Source organism: Clostridium simiarum, from assembly GCF_018919175.1.
Taxonomy (GTDB): domain Bacteria; phylum Bacillota; class Clostridia; order Clostridiales; family Clostridiaceae; genus Clostridium_L; species Clostridium_L simiarum.
This window is the reverse complement of the sequence record NZ_JAHLQL010000001.1, coordinates 707,960-724,664: the sequence shown is the minus strand read 5'-3', so window position 1 is coordinate 724,664 and position 16,705 is coordinate 707,960. Positions and strand designations below refer to the sequence as shown.

Sequence of the window (16,705 nt, the reverse complement as noted above, 5' to 3'; positions counted from 1 at the left end):
CGTATTAAATGGAGAGAAAGAAATGATAGAAAATTTAAATAAACAATTAGATTATATAGTCAAAGTGTTAAATGCATCTGATAATAGTATTGTCAATAAGGACGTAATAAATGAGTGTAAAAAAAATCTTGATATTCCTTATAGTACATCCTTTGGAGAGTATTATAATTTAATTCTTAAAAATAAAAAAAGTAATGGTGTTGTTTACACTCCTCAAAAGTTAACAGATATATTAGTTAAAGACATAATTAACAAAGATTATATAATTTCTAATGCTTATACAAAAATATTAGATCCTTCTTGTGGTGTTGGAAATATATTAATGGAAGTATACAGATATCTTTATGAAGTGTTTGAAGACAATTTAGAAGAAATAAATAAAAATAATGATCTAAACCTAAGTAAAGAAAACATTGCAAAGCACATAATAGTCCATAATATTTTTGGATACGATATAGATGAAATAGCTTTGAAGGTCTTAAGTGTGGATATTTATATAGCCACTGGGATTTATTATAGTAAAAATTTAAAAATAAGAGACTTTTTAATAGACAAAAATAAAGAGCTTTATGATTATATAATAGGGAATCCACCTTATGTGGGGCACAAAGCTATAGATAAAGAATATTCATATTTATTAAGAGAACACTATAGTGATATATATATAGATAAGGGAGATCTATCGTATTGTTTTATCAAAAAATCCTATGATTACCTTAGTGAAGCAGGAAAAGTGGCTTTTATAGTGCCAAGATATATTTTAGAGGGTAAAAGTTCAAGTTACATAAGAAGTTTTATGGATAGAAACTATTCTATAAAAAAGATCATAGATTTTTATGGATTAAGACCTTTTGCTTATACTGGAGTAGATCCTATGATTTTATATATGAGTAAGAAAAAAAATAAAGAATGCAAGGTAAAAGTTATAAGGCCATATTTTAAAGATGTACTAAATGATAAAACTGAAATAGAAAAATTTAAGTGCTATGATACGGAAATAATAGATTCAAAAGGTGTTTGGGTTTTATTAGATCAGAAGGAAAAAAGATTACTTAATAAAATAGAAAGTAAGAGTGATTATAAGATAGAAGATTTTTGTCAAATTTTTCAAGGAATAATAACTGGTTTAGATAAAGCCTTTGTAGTAGAAAGTAGCCATATAATAAAACATAATATTGAGAAAGAATTACTATGCAAGTGGATAAAAAATAGCTATATTAAAAAAGGAAAAGTACAAGGAGATGAAAAATATTTAATATATTCAGATGATATAGAAAAAGAGGTCCAATATCCTAATGCTATTAAATATATAGAAAGATATAAAGAAAGATTAGAAAATAGAAGAGAGTGTAAAAATGGTATTAGAAAGTGGTATAACTTACAATGGGGAAGAAAAAAATCTTTATTCAAAGAAAAAAAGATAGTATTTCCTTATAAGTCGCCTAATAATAAGTTTTCTATAGATACTGGAAGTTTCTTTAGTGCAGATGTTTATGGTATAAAGATAAAAGAAAATATAACAACTTATGAATACTTAGAGTCTTTGCTAAACACAGAGATTTATGAATTTTACTTTAAAGTGTTTTTAAAGAAGCTAGGAAAGAATATGTATGAATATTATCCAAATAAAATAAATAAATTTTTAGTACCTATTATAAAGGGGAAGGATAGGGTTTCAAATAAAGATTTAGAGATATACTTTCAGTTAGATGAAGAGGATATAAAGATAATAAAAGAATACTGTATTTAAAATAGAATAATAAAAATAGCTTTTAAAAATGCAAGATACACATTTCTAAAAGCTATTTTATTTATTTTGTGAGATCTTCAATAAACTTTGGAAGAACAAAAGATGCGCTATGCAACCTTTTAGTGTAATATTTTGTATCTAAATCGTATTTATCAATTACATTAGCTTTTTCAGGATCATATTTTTTAGAACCTAAAGTAAAACTCCAATAACCACTTGGATAGGTTGGTATCCCTGCCATGAATAATTTAGTTATTGGGAAAACAGCTTTTGCATCATCATAAACTTTTTTAACCACCTCTGGTAGATAGAAGGGAGTTTCTGTTTGAGCGACGAAAATTCCGTCATCTGTGAGACATTCATATATTTCCTTGTAAAAACTACCACCAAATAAACCTTCAGCGGCACCAAAAGGATCAGTGGAATCTATAATTACTACGTCAAATTCATTTTTATGTTCATGAACATACTTTATTCCATCACCTATAAATATTTCACATTTTGGATCTGTTAGTGCACAGCTTATTTCTGGTAAGTATTTTTTACATTCTTCTATAACAATTTCATCTATTTCACACAATACAGCTTTTTCTATAGAAGGATGTTTTAATATCTCCCTTATAGTACCACCATCTCCACCACCCACAACTAAAACCTTTTTAGGATTAGGATGAGTAAGTAAAGGAATATGAGTTATCATTTCATGATAAACATATTCATCATTAATTGTAGTTTGAACTATTCCATCTAGAAGTAGCATACGACCAAAAGCTTCAGTATCTACTATAGCCAAGTCTTGAAAAGGGGTTTTCCTTCTAACTAGAGTTTCTTTAACTTTATAAGTCATGGCAGCATCCTTAATTTGTGATTCACTTAACCACATATCCATATTAAAACCTCCTAACGCATTAATAAATATATATGAACATTATAACAACCCTTAAACCTTAGGGCAATAAATTGTTGAAACTAATTTGTAGTTTTTGCTATTACTATAAATATATACTGAAATTATTAAACCACATTAAGGATTAATTAAGCAATTAGTTGAAATATGTCTACCCTTAGAGTATAATTTAAAAAGCGAGATTTTGAGAGAAAGGAATGTACATAAAATGAAACTTGGAATAGTAGGATTACCTAATGTAGGCAAAAGTACTCTTTTTAATGCCATAACTAAGGCTGGAGCTGAATCAGCAAACTATCCATTTTGTACTATTGAGCCTAATGTAGGAGTGGTTAATGTACCTGATAATAGATTAGATGTACTTGAAAAAATGTACAACTCTAAGAAAAAAGTTTATACAAATATAGAATTTTATGATATTGCAGGTCTTGTAAAAGGAGCAAGTAAAGGAGAGGGCTTAGGAAATAAGTTCCTATCTCATATAAGAGAAGTAGCTGCCATAGTTCATGTAGTAAGATGTTTTGATGATTCTAATGTAGTGCATGTTGAGGGATCTGTAGATCCTATAAGAGATATAGAAACAATAAATTTAGAACTAGTTTTTTCAGATCTTGAAGTTCTAGAAAGAAGAATTGAAAAAACTATAAAACTTGTAAGATCAGGGGATAAAAAAGCAAAAGAAGAGTATGAGCTTATGGAAAGAATAAAAGCTCATCTTGAAAGTGGTAAACCAGTTAGGACTATGTCTGCTACAGAAGAAGAGCGAGAGTTTATAAAAGGATTGTTTTTAATAACATCGAAATCTGTTTTATATGGAGCTAATATATCTGAAGAAGATTTAATGGCAGGAAATATAAACAACAAGTATGTGCAAATAGTTAAAGAGTATGCAGAAAAAGAAAATTCAGAGGTAGTAGTGATTTGCGCTAAGTTAGAAGAAGAGCTTTCAACTTTAGATGATGAAGAGAAAAAAGAGATGCTAAATGAATATGGTTTGGAAGAAACTGGGCTAGATAAATTAGTAGCTTCTAGCTATAAACTTTTAGGATTAATTAGCTTTTTAACTGCAGGGCAACAAGAAGTTAGAGCTTGGACTATAATAAAAGGTACAAAAGCTCCTCAAGCTGCAGGAAAAATTCACTCTGACATAGAGAGAGGATTCATAAGAGCAGAAACAATAAGCTATGACAAATTAGTAGAAGTTGGCTCAGAGTCCGCAGCTAAAGAAAAGGGATTCTTTAGACTGGAAGGAAAAGAATATGAGATGAAAGACGGAGATGTAGTAAACTTTAGATTTAATGTATAGATGAAAGTCAGCAAATTAGTTAGATTTATCATTATAATATATTAAAGATCCGTGGTTAAATATAGAACTCTGAATTCTTAAGAATTTTAGAGTTCTTATTTTTGTATATTAATATTGAAGTTAAATTTAAAAAATATATTTATACCATGATTCAAAGGAGGAAGAGTATTCTTCGTAAGTAAACTCCACTTGAATCTAAGACAATTGATAAAAAAAAGCCTTTAAGATTATAATCTTAAAGGCTTAATACACAAGCTTGGCGGGAATATGTGGGAATCGAACCCACCCGTCGTGGTCTTAGCACGGCAACACAGTTTTGAAGACTGGCGAGCACACCAGCACTCATCTATTCCCTTGTCTTACACTTTGTAATTCTACAGGAAAGTACATGAAAAGTCAATAAATTTAGTTAAATAAAAAAATATTAGTTATACTTTATGTGAAAAGGTTTTAAAAGGGAATATGCATAAAATGTAATTAGTTTAGAAAATATTATACTAGCTTTATTAATTTAATTAGGATTTATAATAAATTAAAAAATATGAAAAAAACCTTATACTTTTAGAAGGGTTTTTCTTATTTTTATAGAATTATTTAATAAAGTGGTTAAAAGTGGAGTAGAGTGGAGGGTAATGGTAAATGTTTATAGGTGAGTATCAACATGCCTTAGACAATAAGAATAGAATTATAGTACCCTCTAAGTTTAGAGAAACACTTGGGAGTAAATTTGTTATAACTAAAGGTCTTGATGGCTGTTTATATATTTATACTATAGATGAATGGAGTGCCCTAGAGGAAAAACTAAGGAAACTTCCATTAACTAGTAAGGATGCCAGAGCTTTTGTTAGATTTTTTTTCTCAGGTGCAAATGAATTGGAACTGGATAAGCAAGGAAGAGCATTAATCCCTCAAAACTTAATAGAATATGCCAACATAAAAAAGGAAATAATAAGTATTGGGGTAATGAGTAGAATTGAAATATGGAGTAAAGAAAACTGGGAAGAATATAATAACTCAAATATAGATTTTGATGAGATAGCTGAAAAGATGAGCGAATTAGGGATATAAAGGAGTAGACATATGGAATTTAAACATGTTTCTGTATTATTAAATGAGTGTATTGATAATTTAAATATTAATCCTGATGGAATTTATATTGATTGTACCCTTGGAGGAGCAGGACATTCCTCTGAAATATTAAAAAAGCTAGGAAGTAAAGGAAAGTTAATAGGTATAGATCAAGATGAGGATGCACTAAAGGCGGCGAAAGAAAGATTAAAAGAGTATACTAATGTGATCTATGTTCACAGTAATTTCTATGATATAAAAAACGTACTTAAGGATTTAAATATAGAGAAGGTAGATGGCATATTGATGGATTTAGGAGTATCTTCTTATCAGTTAGATAATGAAGATAGAGGTTTTAGTTATATGCAGGATGCACCTTTGGATATGAGGATGGATAGAAGCAGAGGGTTTTCTGCATATGATATTGTAAATGGATATTCGAAAGAAGATTTATATAGGATTATAAGAGAGTATGGTGAAGAAAAGTTTGCTAAAAGAATTGCGGATTTCATAGTAAAGGATAGGGAGGAAAATCCTATTGAAACCACTGGAAGATTGGTGGAAGTAATCAAAAGAGCAATACCAGCTAAAGCAAGAAGAGAGGGACCACATCCAGCAAAAAGGACCTTTCAAGCTATTAGAATTGAAGTTAATAATGAACTTAATATAATAGGAAAAACTATAGAAGATGCTGTAGAGTGTTTAAATGATAATGGAAGGATAGCTATAATAACATTTCACTCTTTAGAGGATAGAATTGTAAAGAATAAGTTTAGGGATCTAGCAAATCCTTGTACATGTCCCAGAGAATTTCCTATATGTGTTTGTGGAAAAAAGCCAAGTGTAAGGGTATTGACAAGAAAGCCTATAGATCCAAGTAAAGATGAGATAGAAATTAATCCTAGAAGTAGAAGCGCTAAACTTAGGGTAGCAGAAAAGTTAGTTCTAAAATAATTTGGAGGTGAATAAATTGATAGTGGAAAAGGATAGACATTATATTAACGGCAGCAGCGCTTTAGTTCCTGAGAGAAAAATAAACAAAGAAAAAAAAGAAGAATATAATAAACTTCAAAAGTCAAAAAAAGAAAGGGAACTAAGACAATTAAAGGAAAAGAATAGGAAGAAAAAATCTGTAATGAAAGTAATTGCACTTATATTTATTTTAGGACTAACACTTACAGGAAGATATGGGATTATATTCAATATGCAAAAAGAGCTATCTACCATTAAAAATGATATTACAAGAGTGAACTCGGAAAATGAGGCTTTAAAAATTGATTTATTAAGAGTAAGCTCTTATGATAGTGTAAAAACTATAGCAGAAAAACAATTAAAGATGGTAGAGACAAATAATAGCAATGCTTTTGTAGTTGACTTTTCTAAAAATAATTTTAAAACTAAAAATAATGAGCAAAAACAAACTACTATAATAGAAAGACTTAAAAATATATTATTCTAAATTTAAAAGTTATTAGCACTCAAGTGGAGGTAAATAGTTGTCAAAAATTCAATATCGAGATGGGGTTATCATACGAAAGAGAATGGTAATGGTATTCATGTTACTGACACTATTATTTGTTTTTTTAATTGGTAGACTTTCTTACATAATGGTAGTAAAATCTGCTGATTATTCAGCCAGAGCAGAGGAACAATGGACAAGTGAAGTAAAAATTTCTGCTAAGCGTGGAAGTATACTTGATAGGAACGGAAAGGAACTAGCTATAAGTGCTAATGTGTATAGAGCAGACTTAGATATGAATGCGTTAAGATCTTTTTTAAAAAAGAAAGAGCTAACAAATAATGATGTGGCGCCATCTATTGCAGAGGCTTTAAATATGGAGCTTGAAGCTGTGCTGAAAATTTTAAATAAAACACTTCCTAATGGTCAACCTATGCAATCTGCTAATTTAACTCGAAGAATAGAAAAGGCAGAGGCGGATAGATTAAAAGCTTTAAACATAGGGGGCGTAATTGTTTCACCAGATACTAAAAGATATTATCCTAACAATGACTTCTTAGCTCATGTTCTTGGTACTACTAATGTAGATGGAGATGGATTAACAGGTATAGAGCTAGCCTATAATAGGGAACTTACTGGAACATCAGGAGTAAGGATCTTAGAAATAGATAGTAGAAGTGCAGATCCAGACAATACAATATCAGAATATACCAAACCTATGGAGGGCATGGATATACTCTTAACTATAGATGAAAAAATGCAGCATTTTGCAGAAAAGGCAGCAGAGCAGGCTCTTATAGATAATCAGGCAAAGGCAGTATCTATAATAATTATGGATCCAAAATCAGGAGAAGTATATGCCATGGTAAATAAACCGGATTTTAATCCTAATACCCCTAAGGGGGAAGGTGAGAGCTGGGAAGAGTTACAAAAAAAGTGGAGAAATAGGATAGTAAATGATACTTATGAACCAGGATCTATTTTTAAAGTAATTACTGCAATTGGAGCTATGGAAGAAGGCCTTATTAGTGAGTCAGATAAATTTTCATGCAATGGTAGCACGAAGGTTGCTAATAGGACTATACATTGTTGGAAAAGAACAGGACATGGTGTGCAAACTTTTCCAGATATATTAAAAAATTCTTGCAATATAGGATTTATAAATGTAGGTCAAAAACTTCAAAGAGAAAAGCTTAATAAATATATTAAAGCCTTTGGGTTTGGAGAAAAAACAGGAGTAGATTTGCCTGGAGAAGCTAAGGGGATAATAAAAAAGACAGAAACTATAAATGATGTGGACCTTGCCACTATATCTTTTGGACAGACTAATACAGTAAATCCAATACAGTTTTTGGCTGCTTTTAATACCATTGCCAATGATGGAGTTTGGGTAAGACCACATGTTATGAAGGAAATTATAAATAGAGAAGAAAATTCAATATATAAGTCTTATGAAGATCTTGGAGATAAAAAAGTAGTAAGTGCAGAAAATACAAGACTTTTAAGAGGATACTTAGAAAGAGTTATTGCAGAAGGTAGTGGAAAAAGAACTTTTATAGAAGGATATCATATTGCGGGAAAAACTGGTACAGCTCAAAAAGTTAATTCTCAAAATGGTACTTATGAGAGAGGAAAATATGTTTCTTCTTTTGTGGGAATGGCTCCAGCTAATGATCCTAAAGTTACTGTTTTTATTTCCATAGATGAACCTAGTGCTGGAGAATATTATGCAGGGGTTATATGTACACCCGTTGCTAAGCAAGTTTTTAGTGATGTATTTAATTATCTTAATATAAAACCAGATGCAAATGATGAAAGTGTTAAAGAGAGCTTACTAAAAGATGTGATAATTCCAGAAGTGAGAGGATTGAAAAAATCTGAAGCAATAAAGATACTAAAGGAGAACAATTTGAGTTGTGATATTAATGGAGATTTAGACATAATTTATGATATGAGCCCTAAACCTGGATATACGGTGAAAGAAGGTAAAAAAATACTGCTTTACACTGATACAGCTTCTAACTATAATAAAGAAGTGATGGTTCCAGATTTAACTGGGTATTCAAAAGAAGGAGCTTTAAAGATATTGAACTCTATAGGATTAAAAGCAACTATAGAAGGAGAAGGAATGGTTATAGAGCAAAGCTTAGATAAAGATACTATTGTTAAGTATGGAACAAGTATACAATTGTTTTTAAGTACATCAGGTTTTGATTAGTTAAAATATTTCAGCTTTAGGCATGTGGAATAAATTTTATACCACATGCCAATATTATGTCAGCATATATAAAAGTTTAATAAATTTCATGAGACATAACGTAATTTATGAATTTAATTAGGCATATTAATAGATAAGGAGATGTAATAATGCAGATTAAAAAGATTCTTCATGGGTTAGAATACACTGTTATATGCGGAGATATTGAAGATAAAATAAACCATATACAGTATAATTCAAAAAAGGTTAATGCTAATGATATGTTTTTTTGCATAAAAGGGCTCAAAGTAGATGGGCATTTATATATAGAGGACGCTATAGATAAAGGAGCAAAAGTAATTGTTTTAGAAGATGAAAAAATTATAGATAAGAGAAAAGATATTACAGTTATAAAAGTAGAGGATACAAGAAAAGCTTTAGCTATAGTTTCCTCCAATTATTATGAAAATCCTTCGAAGAAATTAAAGTTAATAGGAGTAACCGGTACTAACGGCAAAACTACAGCTTCTTATATGATTAAAGGTATATTGGAGGAAGCGGGATATAAAGTTGGATTAATAGGAACAATTGCAAACTTCATAGGAAAAAGTAAGTTACCTTCTGAGAGAACTACTCCAGAATCTTTAGAACTACATGGCTTGTTTTCTCATATGGTAGAAGAAGGGATAGAATATTGTGTGATGGAAGTTTCTTCCCACTCTTTGGCTTTAGATAGAGTTTATGGAATTACATTTAAGTCCGCCATTTTTACCAATCTTACGCGAGATCATTTGGATTTTCATAAGACTTTTGATAATTATTACCAATCTAAATTGAAATTATTTAAAAACTCTAAATATGTATCTATAAATATAGATGACGACTATGGAAAGCAAATTTTAAAAGATATATTGAATAATTCCGCAACAAAGAATACTTATTCTATTAGAAATTTTTCAGATTTTAAAGCTTATAATATTAAAAATTATCCTGATGGAATTAGTTTTAGTATAAATTATGAAGGTGAAGAATCAAATATTAAAGTAGATATACCAGGTTATTATAATGTTTATAATAGTCTAGGAGTTATTTCTATATGCTGTAATGAAGGTATCTCTATGGAGCAGATAAAAGCTGGACTTAAAAAGGTGGTAGTTCCCGGAAGATGTGAGATATTGACAAAGGATAAGGAGTTAGGATTTGATATAATATTAGACTATGCTCATACTCCAGATGGCTTAGAAAATGTACTTTTAAGTCTAAGAGAACTTACTGAGGGTAGACTTATAAGTGTATATGGCTGTGGTGGAGATAGGGATAAAACAAAAAGACCTATAATGGGTGAAATAGGATCAAAACTTAGCGATATAACTATAATTACATCAGATAATCCAAGAACAGAGGAACCTAGAAGTATTATTGAAGATATATTATCAGGTATAGAGTGTAGGAAAAATTGTATCTCAATAGAAAATAGAGAAGAAGCTATTGAAAAGGCTATTTCCATAGCTAAAAAGGGAGATATCATATTAATTGCAGGTAAGGGACATGAAACTTATCAGGTTTTAAAAGAAAAAACAATTCATTTTGATGAAAGAGAAATAGTAGAGAAAGTATTAAATAATAAATTCGGCAGAAAGTAGGTATTGTATAATGATAGGTTTAACCTTTGATGATGTTTTAAAAAGTACAAAAGGAAGTGTTTATATACACAAAGGAGAGGTGTTTTTTAATAAGATAAATAGTGATACAAGAAACATAGAATGTCAAAGTATATTTATAGCATTAAAAGGCAATAATTTTAATGGTAACCACTTTGTTGAAGAAGCTCTAAGTAAAGGAGCAAGTCTTTGTATTGTAGATGAAGTAACTTTTGACAAAGAGGATATTATAAAAAATCATGATAATTTTGCCATAATAAAAGTTCAGGATTGTAGAAGGGCTTTATTAGATATGGCAAAATATAAAAGAGAAAACATGAACATTAAAGTTATAGGAATAACAGGATCTACAGGAAAGACTACAACAAAAGATATGGTGGCTGCTTCTTTAGGAGATAAATTCAAGGTTTTTAAAACTAAAGGCAATTTTAATAACGAAATAGGACTTCCTCTTATGATATTAGAGATGGATAGTGCATATGAAATAGCTGTATTAGAACTAGGGATGAATAATCTAAATGAAATTCATAATTTAGCTGAAGTGGCCAAACCTGATATAGCCCTTATTACTAATATAGGAATATCTCATATTGAAAATTTAAAAACAAAAGACAATATTTTAAAGGCTAAAATGGAAATAACAGACTTTTTCAATAAAGATAATACATTAATAATTAATGCTGATGATCCTATGTTGTCTCATATTCATAACGAAGGTTATGATATAATAAAAACTTCTATTTTAAATGATAATAGTGACTTTAAAGCTGAGGAGATTGTTTTAAAAGAAGATTCCAGTGAATTTTCTTTAATCTATAAAAAAACATCTTTAGGTAAGATAATTTTGCCTGTACCTGGAATACATAATATACAAAATGCTCTTTTAGCTATAAGTTGTGCTTATTTAATGGGAGTAGATAAAGAAAAAATAGCAAAGGGATTAAACAATTTAGAAATTTCTTCTATGAGATTGGATGTAATAAAAGGAAAAAGCTTAGATATAATTAACGATTGTTATAATGCTAGTCCTGATTCAATGAAGGCAGCTATAGATGTTCAATGTAATCTAAATGCTAGTAGAAAAGTTGCGATTTTAGGAACAATGAAAGAGCTAGGAGATTATGCTTATGAAGCACATAAACAAATAGGAGACTATGCAAGAATAAGAGACATTGACGTCATAGTTGCTGTAGGGGATTTTTCTAATGCTATTGCCGAAGGTTATGGTAATGAGGGATGTGTATTTTTATTTAAGGATACAGAAGAGGCTTTAAATAATATTGATAAAATAATAAAAAAAGGTGATTTAGTTTTGGTTAAGGCTTCAAGGTCAATGAAATTTGAGTTGATAATTGAAAATTTAAAAAGGATATATAACTAAAGAGGGGGGAAGCTTTATATAGCGAAGTTATGAATATGGGTAGTATGAACAATTTATTAAATTCTTATAATATTTTTTCTATATTAATTAGTTTTATTATAGTATCAATTTTAGCCCCTATAGTTATTCCTATGCTTACGAGGCTTAAATTTGGTCAGAATATAAGGAAAGACGGTCCTAAATCTCATCAAAAAAAAGCAGGAACTCCTACTATGGGAGGAATAATTTTTATTATTGCTACATTAATTTCTATGATTATAATGGTAGGAAAGCCAAGTGATGAGGCCATGGTTGCATTGTATGCCTTTATAGCTTATGGTTTTATAGGATTTTTAGATGATCTTCTTAAGATAATACGTAAAGACAATTTAGGACTGAGAGCAAGACAAAAGATGGTTTTACTTCTTATAGTTTCTTCTATATTATCCTATTATGCTTATACTAAGGTTGGTACAGAAGTATTTATTCCTTTTACTAATAAAACTATAGATTTTGGAATACTTTATATTCCTTTTATGTTGTTTTATTTTTCAGGAGCAACCAATGCAGTAAATTTAACAGATGGACTTGATGGTTTGGCTACATCTGTAACATTATTGGTTATAACTTTTTTTGCTTTAGTTAGCTTTGGCATGGGTCACTATACTCTTTCTATATTTTGCCTTATTGTTGCAGGGGCTTTATTAGGATTTTTAAGATTCAATGCTTTTCCAGCAAGAGTATTTATGGGGGATACAGGTTCCTTAGCTTTAGGAGGAGCAGTGGCTACAGTAGCCATGGTTTTAAAGTTACAAATACTATTGGGTATAGTAGGCGGGATTTATGTAGCAGAAACTCTTTCTGTTATAATTCAAGTTACATCTTTTAAGCTTACCGGAAAGAGAGTATTCAAAATGTCACCATTGCATCATCATTTTGAGCAAATTGGTTGGCCTGAAACTAAGATAGTAAGCAGTTTTTCAATTATAACAGTTTTGCTATGTTTAATAGCATTTCTTGCCTTTTAAAAACAATAAGGAGGATATATTATGAAAAAAGGAAAAAAGAATACAGGGCAAGTAGATTTTGTTATGTTTGCTTCAATACTACTACTTCTTGCTATAGGGGTAGTAATGGTTTATAGTGCAAGTTCATATATATCCTTGTATGGTAAAAAGGATAGTATGTTTTATTTAAAAAGGCAAGGTGCTTTTGCAGTGTTGGGTATTATTACTATGTGTATTTTTATGAATTATGATTATCATAAATTAAAAAAATATACTACACTTCTTATGATAATATGTATACCCTTATTATTTGCTGTTTTTGCCTTTGAAGATGTTAATGGAGCTCAAAGGTGGATAAGACTTGGGCCAGCTTCCTTTCAACCTTCAGAAATCGTAAAATATGTTGTAGTTCTTTATATGGCAAAAAGCTTAGATTACAAAGGGGAAAAGGTTAAAAGTTTTTTGTATGGAATACTTCCATATCTTTTAGTTTCAGGATTTTATGCTGGAATGATACTATTAGAAAAAAACTTAAGTATAGCTTCGGTTATAATGATAGTTACACTTATAATTTTATTTGTAGCTGGAGGAAGAGCCTTCCACCTTTTTGGAATAGTAACACCCTCGCTTTTTGCATTAGGGGTTCTATTTATATTTTCGGAGTCTTATAGAAGGGATAGATTATTAAACTTTATAGATCCTTGGAAGGATCCGGCGAAAAATGGATATCAATTAATACAATCTTTATTAGCTTTAGGTTCAGGAAAGATATTAGGTCTAGGTCTTGGGAAGTCAAGGCAAAAAGCTTATTATATGCCAGAACCTCACAATGATTTTATATTTGCTATTATTGGTGAGGAGCTTGGACTTATAGGATGTTTGTTTATAATATTACTGTTTTTAATTTTTATATGGAGGGGTATAAGAGTTGCGTCTAAAACAAAAGATACCTACGGAACCTTACTTGCAATAGGAATAACATCAGTAATTGCAGTTCAGGCCATAATAAATATTGCGGTAGTTACTGGATCTATGCCTGTTACAGGAGTTCCACTACCATTTATAAGTTATGGAGGATCTTCTTTGGTAATTAATATGATGGCAATGGGTATTTTACTTAATATATCACGACAAACAGAAAGTGTGTAAAAATGAGCTTATGTACTAGTGATTTATAGGAATAATTTTTATTTCTTTGGATCAATTGCTAGTATATAAGCTTTGATTATTTTTATCATATAAAAATTAATGAAATTACTTTGTATTAATGGTATTATAATAATAGGAATCTTAATAGCTTTAAATGAGGAGATTGGAATGGGAGAAATAGTTAAAAGTAAAGAAGATAATAAGCTAATAATAAAGAGAAGAAGAAAAAAAGCTATTAAAAAAGCTTTAATATTATTTATATTTTTAATTGCTTTATTAATTACCCTATGCTTTAAATTACCAATATTTAATATTAAAAATATGATAGTTCAGGGAAATAAAGTTATATCTTCAGAGGAAATAATAGAAAAGTCTGAAATAAAAGAAGGAAATAACATTTTTTATATAAACACTAAAAAAATCGTAGGGAACATAAAGAACAATCCTTATGTTTATAGCGTAAAGATAAGTAGAAGACTTCCTAATACAATTGTTTTTGATGTTAAGGAAAGAAGTGCTTTTTTTTATGGAATAAATAATAATAAATACTTTATAATAGATAAGGAGTCAAAATTATTAGAAACAAGAAGTGAGATTAACAATATGAATCTTATACATATAGAAGGGTTAGATTACCAGAATGCAGAAGTAGGTAAGGAAATATTTAATGAAGATGATAGAAAAAGTAAAATTATCAATATATTTTCAACCTTAATAGAAAATAATATCTCTGGCATAGATATAACATCTATAGATATAAAGGATGTTTTAGCTATTAAAGTTTATCATAATAACATGTGTATAGTCATAGGAACTAGTGATGGTATAGAAGAAAAATTAAATAAGGCAATTAATATAATTTTAGCTAAGCCAGAATTAAGTCAATCTAATGGATACATAGATGTTAGTTTTAAGGGTAATCCTGTAGTATTTGTACAACAATAGGAAGAGGTGGTAGCGTGAAGAAAATTGGATCTCAAATAACTGTGGCTGTAGTATGTGCATTGCTTGGATTTTTATTAGCTTATCAATTTAGGCTTTTAGGAGGGCAAGATAAGCAGTTACAGACTAATAATTACAATCAAGAAGAGATAATTGCAGAGGTAGAAAGACTTCAAAAACAAAAGGAGGAGTTAGAGAAGAAAAATAATGAAGTATCTGCACAATTAAAAAAGTATGAAGATAGGGCTACCCAAGATAATGATGTGACAAAAGAATTAAAAAAACAGTTAGATGATAGTAGGTTAATACTAGGAAGTTCAGATGTATCAGGACCTGGGGTAATATTATATCTTAGCCCTAAAGATCCAGTGTTTTCTAGCAATACTAATACATCTTATATAACAGATGATGAACTAGTATATATAATAAATGAATTGAATTTTTCAGGTGCAGAAGCTATATCTATAAATGATAAAAGAGTCACTCTACAAACTGGAATAAAGAGTTCATCTAATAATAGCTTTATTTTAATAAATGATGAAAAAATATCTCCAAGAGAAAGAATAGTGATAAAAGCTATAGGAAATAAAAAAACTCTAGAAGGTGGAGTTAATTTTGCAGGTGTTTTTCACTATCAAAATTTAGAAAATTATAATATAGATATCAAAACTGCTGATGATGTGAAAATATCTAAATTTAATAAATCTTATAAATATGAATATATGAAACCTGTAAAATAGTTAGGAGTGGTAAAGTGATTGCATTCATAGGACTTTTAATTGGTGTATTAATCGGTATATTTTGGAATGTTAATATACCAGATAAATTTTCCCCATATATATCTGTTGCTATATTAGCGTGTTTGGACTCCGTATTTGGGGCTATAAGGGCTTATCTGTCTAAAAATTTTCAGGCTGATATATTTATTTCTGGATCCTTTGGTAATGCCGCACTAGCTGCTGGTTTGGCATACTTAGGAGATAGGCTAGGTATACCTATGTATATAGCAGCAGTAATAGTGTTTGGTGGAAGGATATTTGATAACTTTGCTATAATAAGAAGGTTATTACTTGAAAAAGCTAAGTCACATTAATATTATTATATAATTAATTTTTAAATCCAAAGGGTGATTTTATTGAAGCTCAATGAAGGGAAAATATTCGTTTTTGTAGCTGCTATTATAATTGGAGTTCTTATATCTTTTAATATACATTTGAATACAGCCACTGAAAGAGAGTATATAAGTACGAAAGAATATCAAGAGGCCTATAATAGACGAAATAAATTGTATAGAGAAATTTCAGACTTAAAAGAAGACTATTATGATAATTATAAAAAACTAAATTCTTATAAAGACGAATCACAAAATAAAAATGATAAAGTAATTGAAACTATTATGGATGAATTAGAAAGTAATAAAACTATTTTAGGGTATAAGCAAGTTCAAGGAGAGGGGATAGAAGTAACTATAACCGATGGATTTAATGAACTTAACCCTGATATAGAAGATCCTTTATTAAGGTATATGAGAACTTTTCATAATACAGATTTAATTCAGCTTATAAATGAACTAAAGAGTTCAGGGGCAGAGGCTATATCCATAAATGGCCAAAGGTTAATGAATAATTCGGAAGTATATTGTAGCTCAGCCTTTATAAGTATTAATGGAGTTAAACTTCCTGCACCATTTTATATAGATGTTATTGGAAGCATGGATAAGTTTAGGACTTATTTTGGGTCTAATGATACTTATATTAAAAGATTGCAAGGTAGAGGGATAAATGTCTCTTTTGAAGAGAAAGAGGAGATAAATATTCCAGGCTATATAGGGGAGTTAAAAGTAAACTATTTAATTAATGCTAAAAATAAATAATTATTTATTTTGATTTTGAAGGATTT

General features: G+C 29.5%; 15 protein-coding genes and 1 tRNA gene. 14 read left to right on the top strand and 2 right to left on the bottom strand.

Annotated features, from left to right (window positions below; genetic code table 11):
* Window positions 1-22 precede the first annotated feature (22 nt).
* Window positions 23-1,750, top strand: coding sequence for an N-6 DNA methylase family protein (locus KQI89_RS03420; RefSeq protein ID WP_216455907.1), 1,728 nt, complete (start codon window positions 23-25; stop codon window positions 1,748-1,750).
* A 61-nt stretch (window positions 1,751-1,811) separates the two neighbouring features.
* Here KQI89_RS03420 and speE read toward each other — a convergent pair whose 3' ends face one another.
* Window positions 1,812-2,639 carry a polyamine aminopropyltransferase gene (gene speE / locus KQI89_RS03415; protein WP_032121723.1) on the bottom strand — a complete coding sequence of 276 codons (828 nt, stop codon included), beginning with the start codon at window positions 2,637-2,639 and terminating at the stop codon, window positions 1,812-1,814.
* Window positions 2,640-2,865: 226 nt separating this feature from the next.
* On the opposite strand from speE, the gene ychF reads away from it, so the two are divergent.
* A complete protein-coding gene (gene ychF / locus KQI89_RS03410) occupies window positions 2,866-3,963 on the top strand; it encodes a redox-regulated ATPase YchF (RefSeq protein WP_032121722.1) in 1,098 nt (365 codons plus the stop codon).
* A gap of 257 nt (window positions 3,964-4,220) precedes the next feature.
* On the opposite strand, the gene KQI89_RS03405 is transcribed toward ychF, so the two are convergent.
* Window positions 4,221-4,317 (bottom strand) — tRNA-Sec (locus KQI89_RS03405).
* Window positions 4,318-4,602: 285 nt separating this feature from the next.
* Here KQI89_RS03405 and mraZ point away from each other — a divergent pair.
* From mraZ to KQI89_RS03345, 12 genes are all read left to right on the top strand, one after another.
* Window positions 4,603-5,031 (top strand): division/cell wall cluster transcriptional repressor MraZ, encoded by a 429-nt coding sequence (mraZ, locus tag KQI89_RS03400; RefSeq protein WP_216455905.1) that lies wholly within the window; start codon window positions 4,603-4,605, stop codon window positions 5,029-5,031.
* 12 nt (window positions 5,032-5,043) lie between these two features.
* Window positions 5,044-5,985, top strand: coding sequence for a 16S rRNA (cytosine(1402)-N(4))-methyltransferase RsmH (rsmH, locus tag KQI89_RS03395; protein WP_216455904.1), 942 nt, complete (start codon window positions 5,044-5,046; stop codon window positions 5,983-5,985).
* A 16-nt stretch (window positions 5,986-6,001) separates the two neighbouring features.
* On the top strand, window positions 6,002-6,490 hold the full coding sequence (locus KQI89_RS03390) for a hypothetical protein (protein ID WP_216455902.1): 489 nt from the start codon (window positions 6,002-6,004) through the stop codon (window positions 6,488-6,490).
* A gap of 37 nt (window positions 6,491-6,527) precedes the next feature.
* Window positions 6,528-8,708, top strand: coding sequence for a stage V sporulation protein D (locus KQI89_RS03385; protein WP_216455901.1), 2,181 nt, complete (start codon window positions 6,528-6,530; stop codon window positions 8,706-8,708).
* Between the two features lie 149 nt (window positions 8,709-8,857).
* Window positions 8,858-10,330, top strand: coding sequence for a UDP-N-acetylmuramoyl-L-alanyl-D-glutamate--2,6-diaminopimelate ligase (locus KQI89_RS03380; RefSeq protein ID WP_216455900.1), 1,473 nt, complete (start codon window positions 8,858-8,860; stop codon window positions 10,328-10,330).
* Window positions 10,331-10,340: 10 nt separating this feature from the next.
* Window positions 10,341-11,729 carry a UDP-N-acetylmuramoyl-tripeptide--D-alanyl-D-alanine ligase gene (locus tag KQI89_RS03375; RefSeq protein WP_216455899.1) on the top strand — a complete coding sequence of 463 codons (1,389 nt, stop codon included), beginning with the start codon at window positions 10,341-10,343 and terminating at the stop codon, window positions 11,727-11,729.
* Between the two features lie 44 nt (window positions 11,730-11,773).
* The gene (mraY, locus tag KQI89_RS03370) at window positions 11,774-12,736 is read left to right on the top strand and encodes a phospho-N-acetylmuramoyl-pentapeptide-transferase (protein ID WP_032122777.1); all 963 of its coding nucleotides are present in this window, start codon (window positions 11,774-11,776) and stop codon (window positions 12,734-12,736) included.
* A 21-nt stretch (window positions 12,737-12,757) separates the two neighbouring features.
* Window positions 12,758-13,864: a stage V sporulation protein E gene (gene spoVE / locus KQI89_RS03365; RefSeq protein WP_032121715.1), complete on the top strand. Its 1,107-nt coding sequence runs from the start codon at window positions 12,758-12,760 to the stop codon at window positions 13,862-13,864.
* Between the two features lie 168 nt (window positions 13,865-14,032).
* Window positions 14,033-14,809 carry a cell division protein FtsQ/DivIB gene (locus KQI89_RS03360; protein WP_032121714.1) on the top strand — a complete coding sequence of 259 codons (777 nt, stop codon included), beginning with the start codon at window positions 14,033-14,035 and terminating at the stop codon, window positions 14,807-14,809.
* 14 nt (window positions 14,810-14,823) lie between these two features.
* A complete protein-coding gene (locus tag KQI89_RS03355) occupies window positions 14,824-15,546 on the top strand; it encodes a DUF881 domain-containing protein (RefSeq protein WP_032121713.1) in 723 nt (240 codons plus the stop codon).
* 14 nt (window positions 15,547-15,560) lie between these two features.
* Window positions 15,561-15,899, top strand: a complete 339-nt coding sequence (locus KQI89_RS03350) for a small basic family protein (RefSeq protein WP_216455897.1) — start codon at window positions 15,561-15,563, stop codon at window positions 15,897-15,899.
* 42 nt (window positions 15,900-15,941) lie between these two features.
* Window positions 15,942-16,679 (top strand): DUF881 domain-containing protein, encoded by a 738-nt coding sequence (locus tag KQI89_RS03345; RefSeq protein WP_032121711.1) that lies wholly within the window; start codon window positions 15,942-15,944, stop codon window positions 16,677-16,679.
* Window positions 16,680-16,705 lie beyond the last annotated feature (26 nt).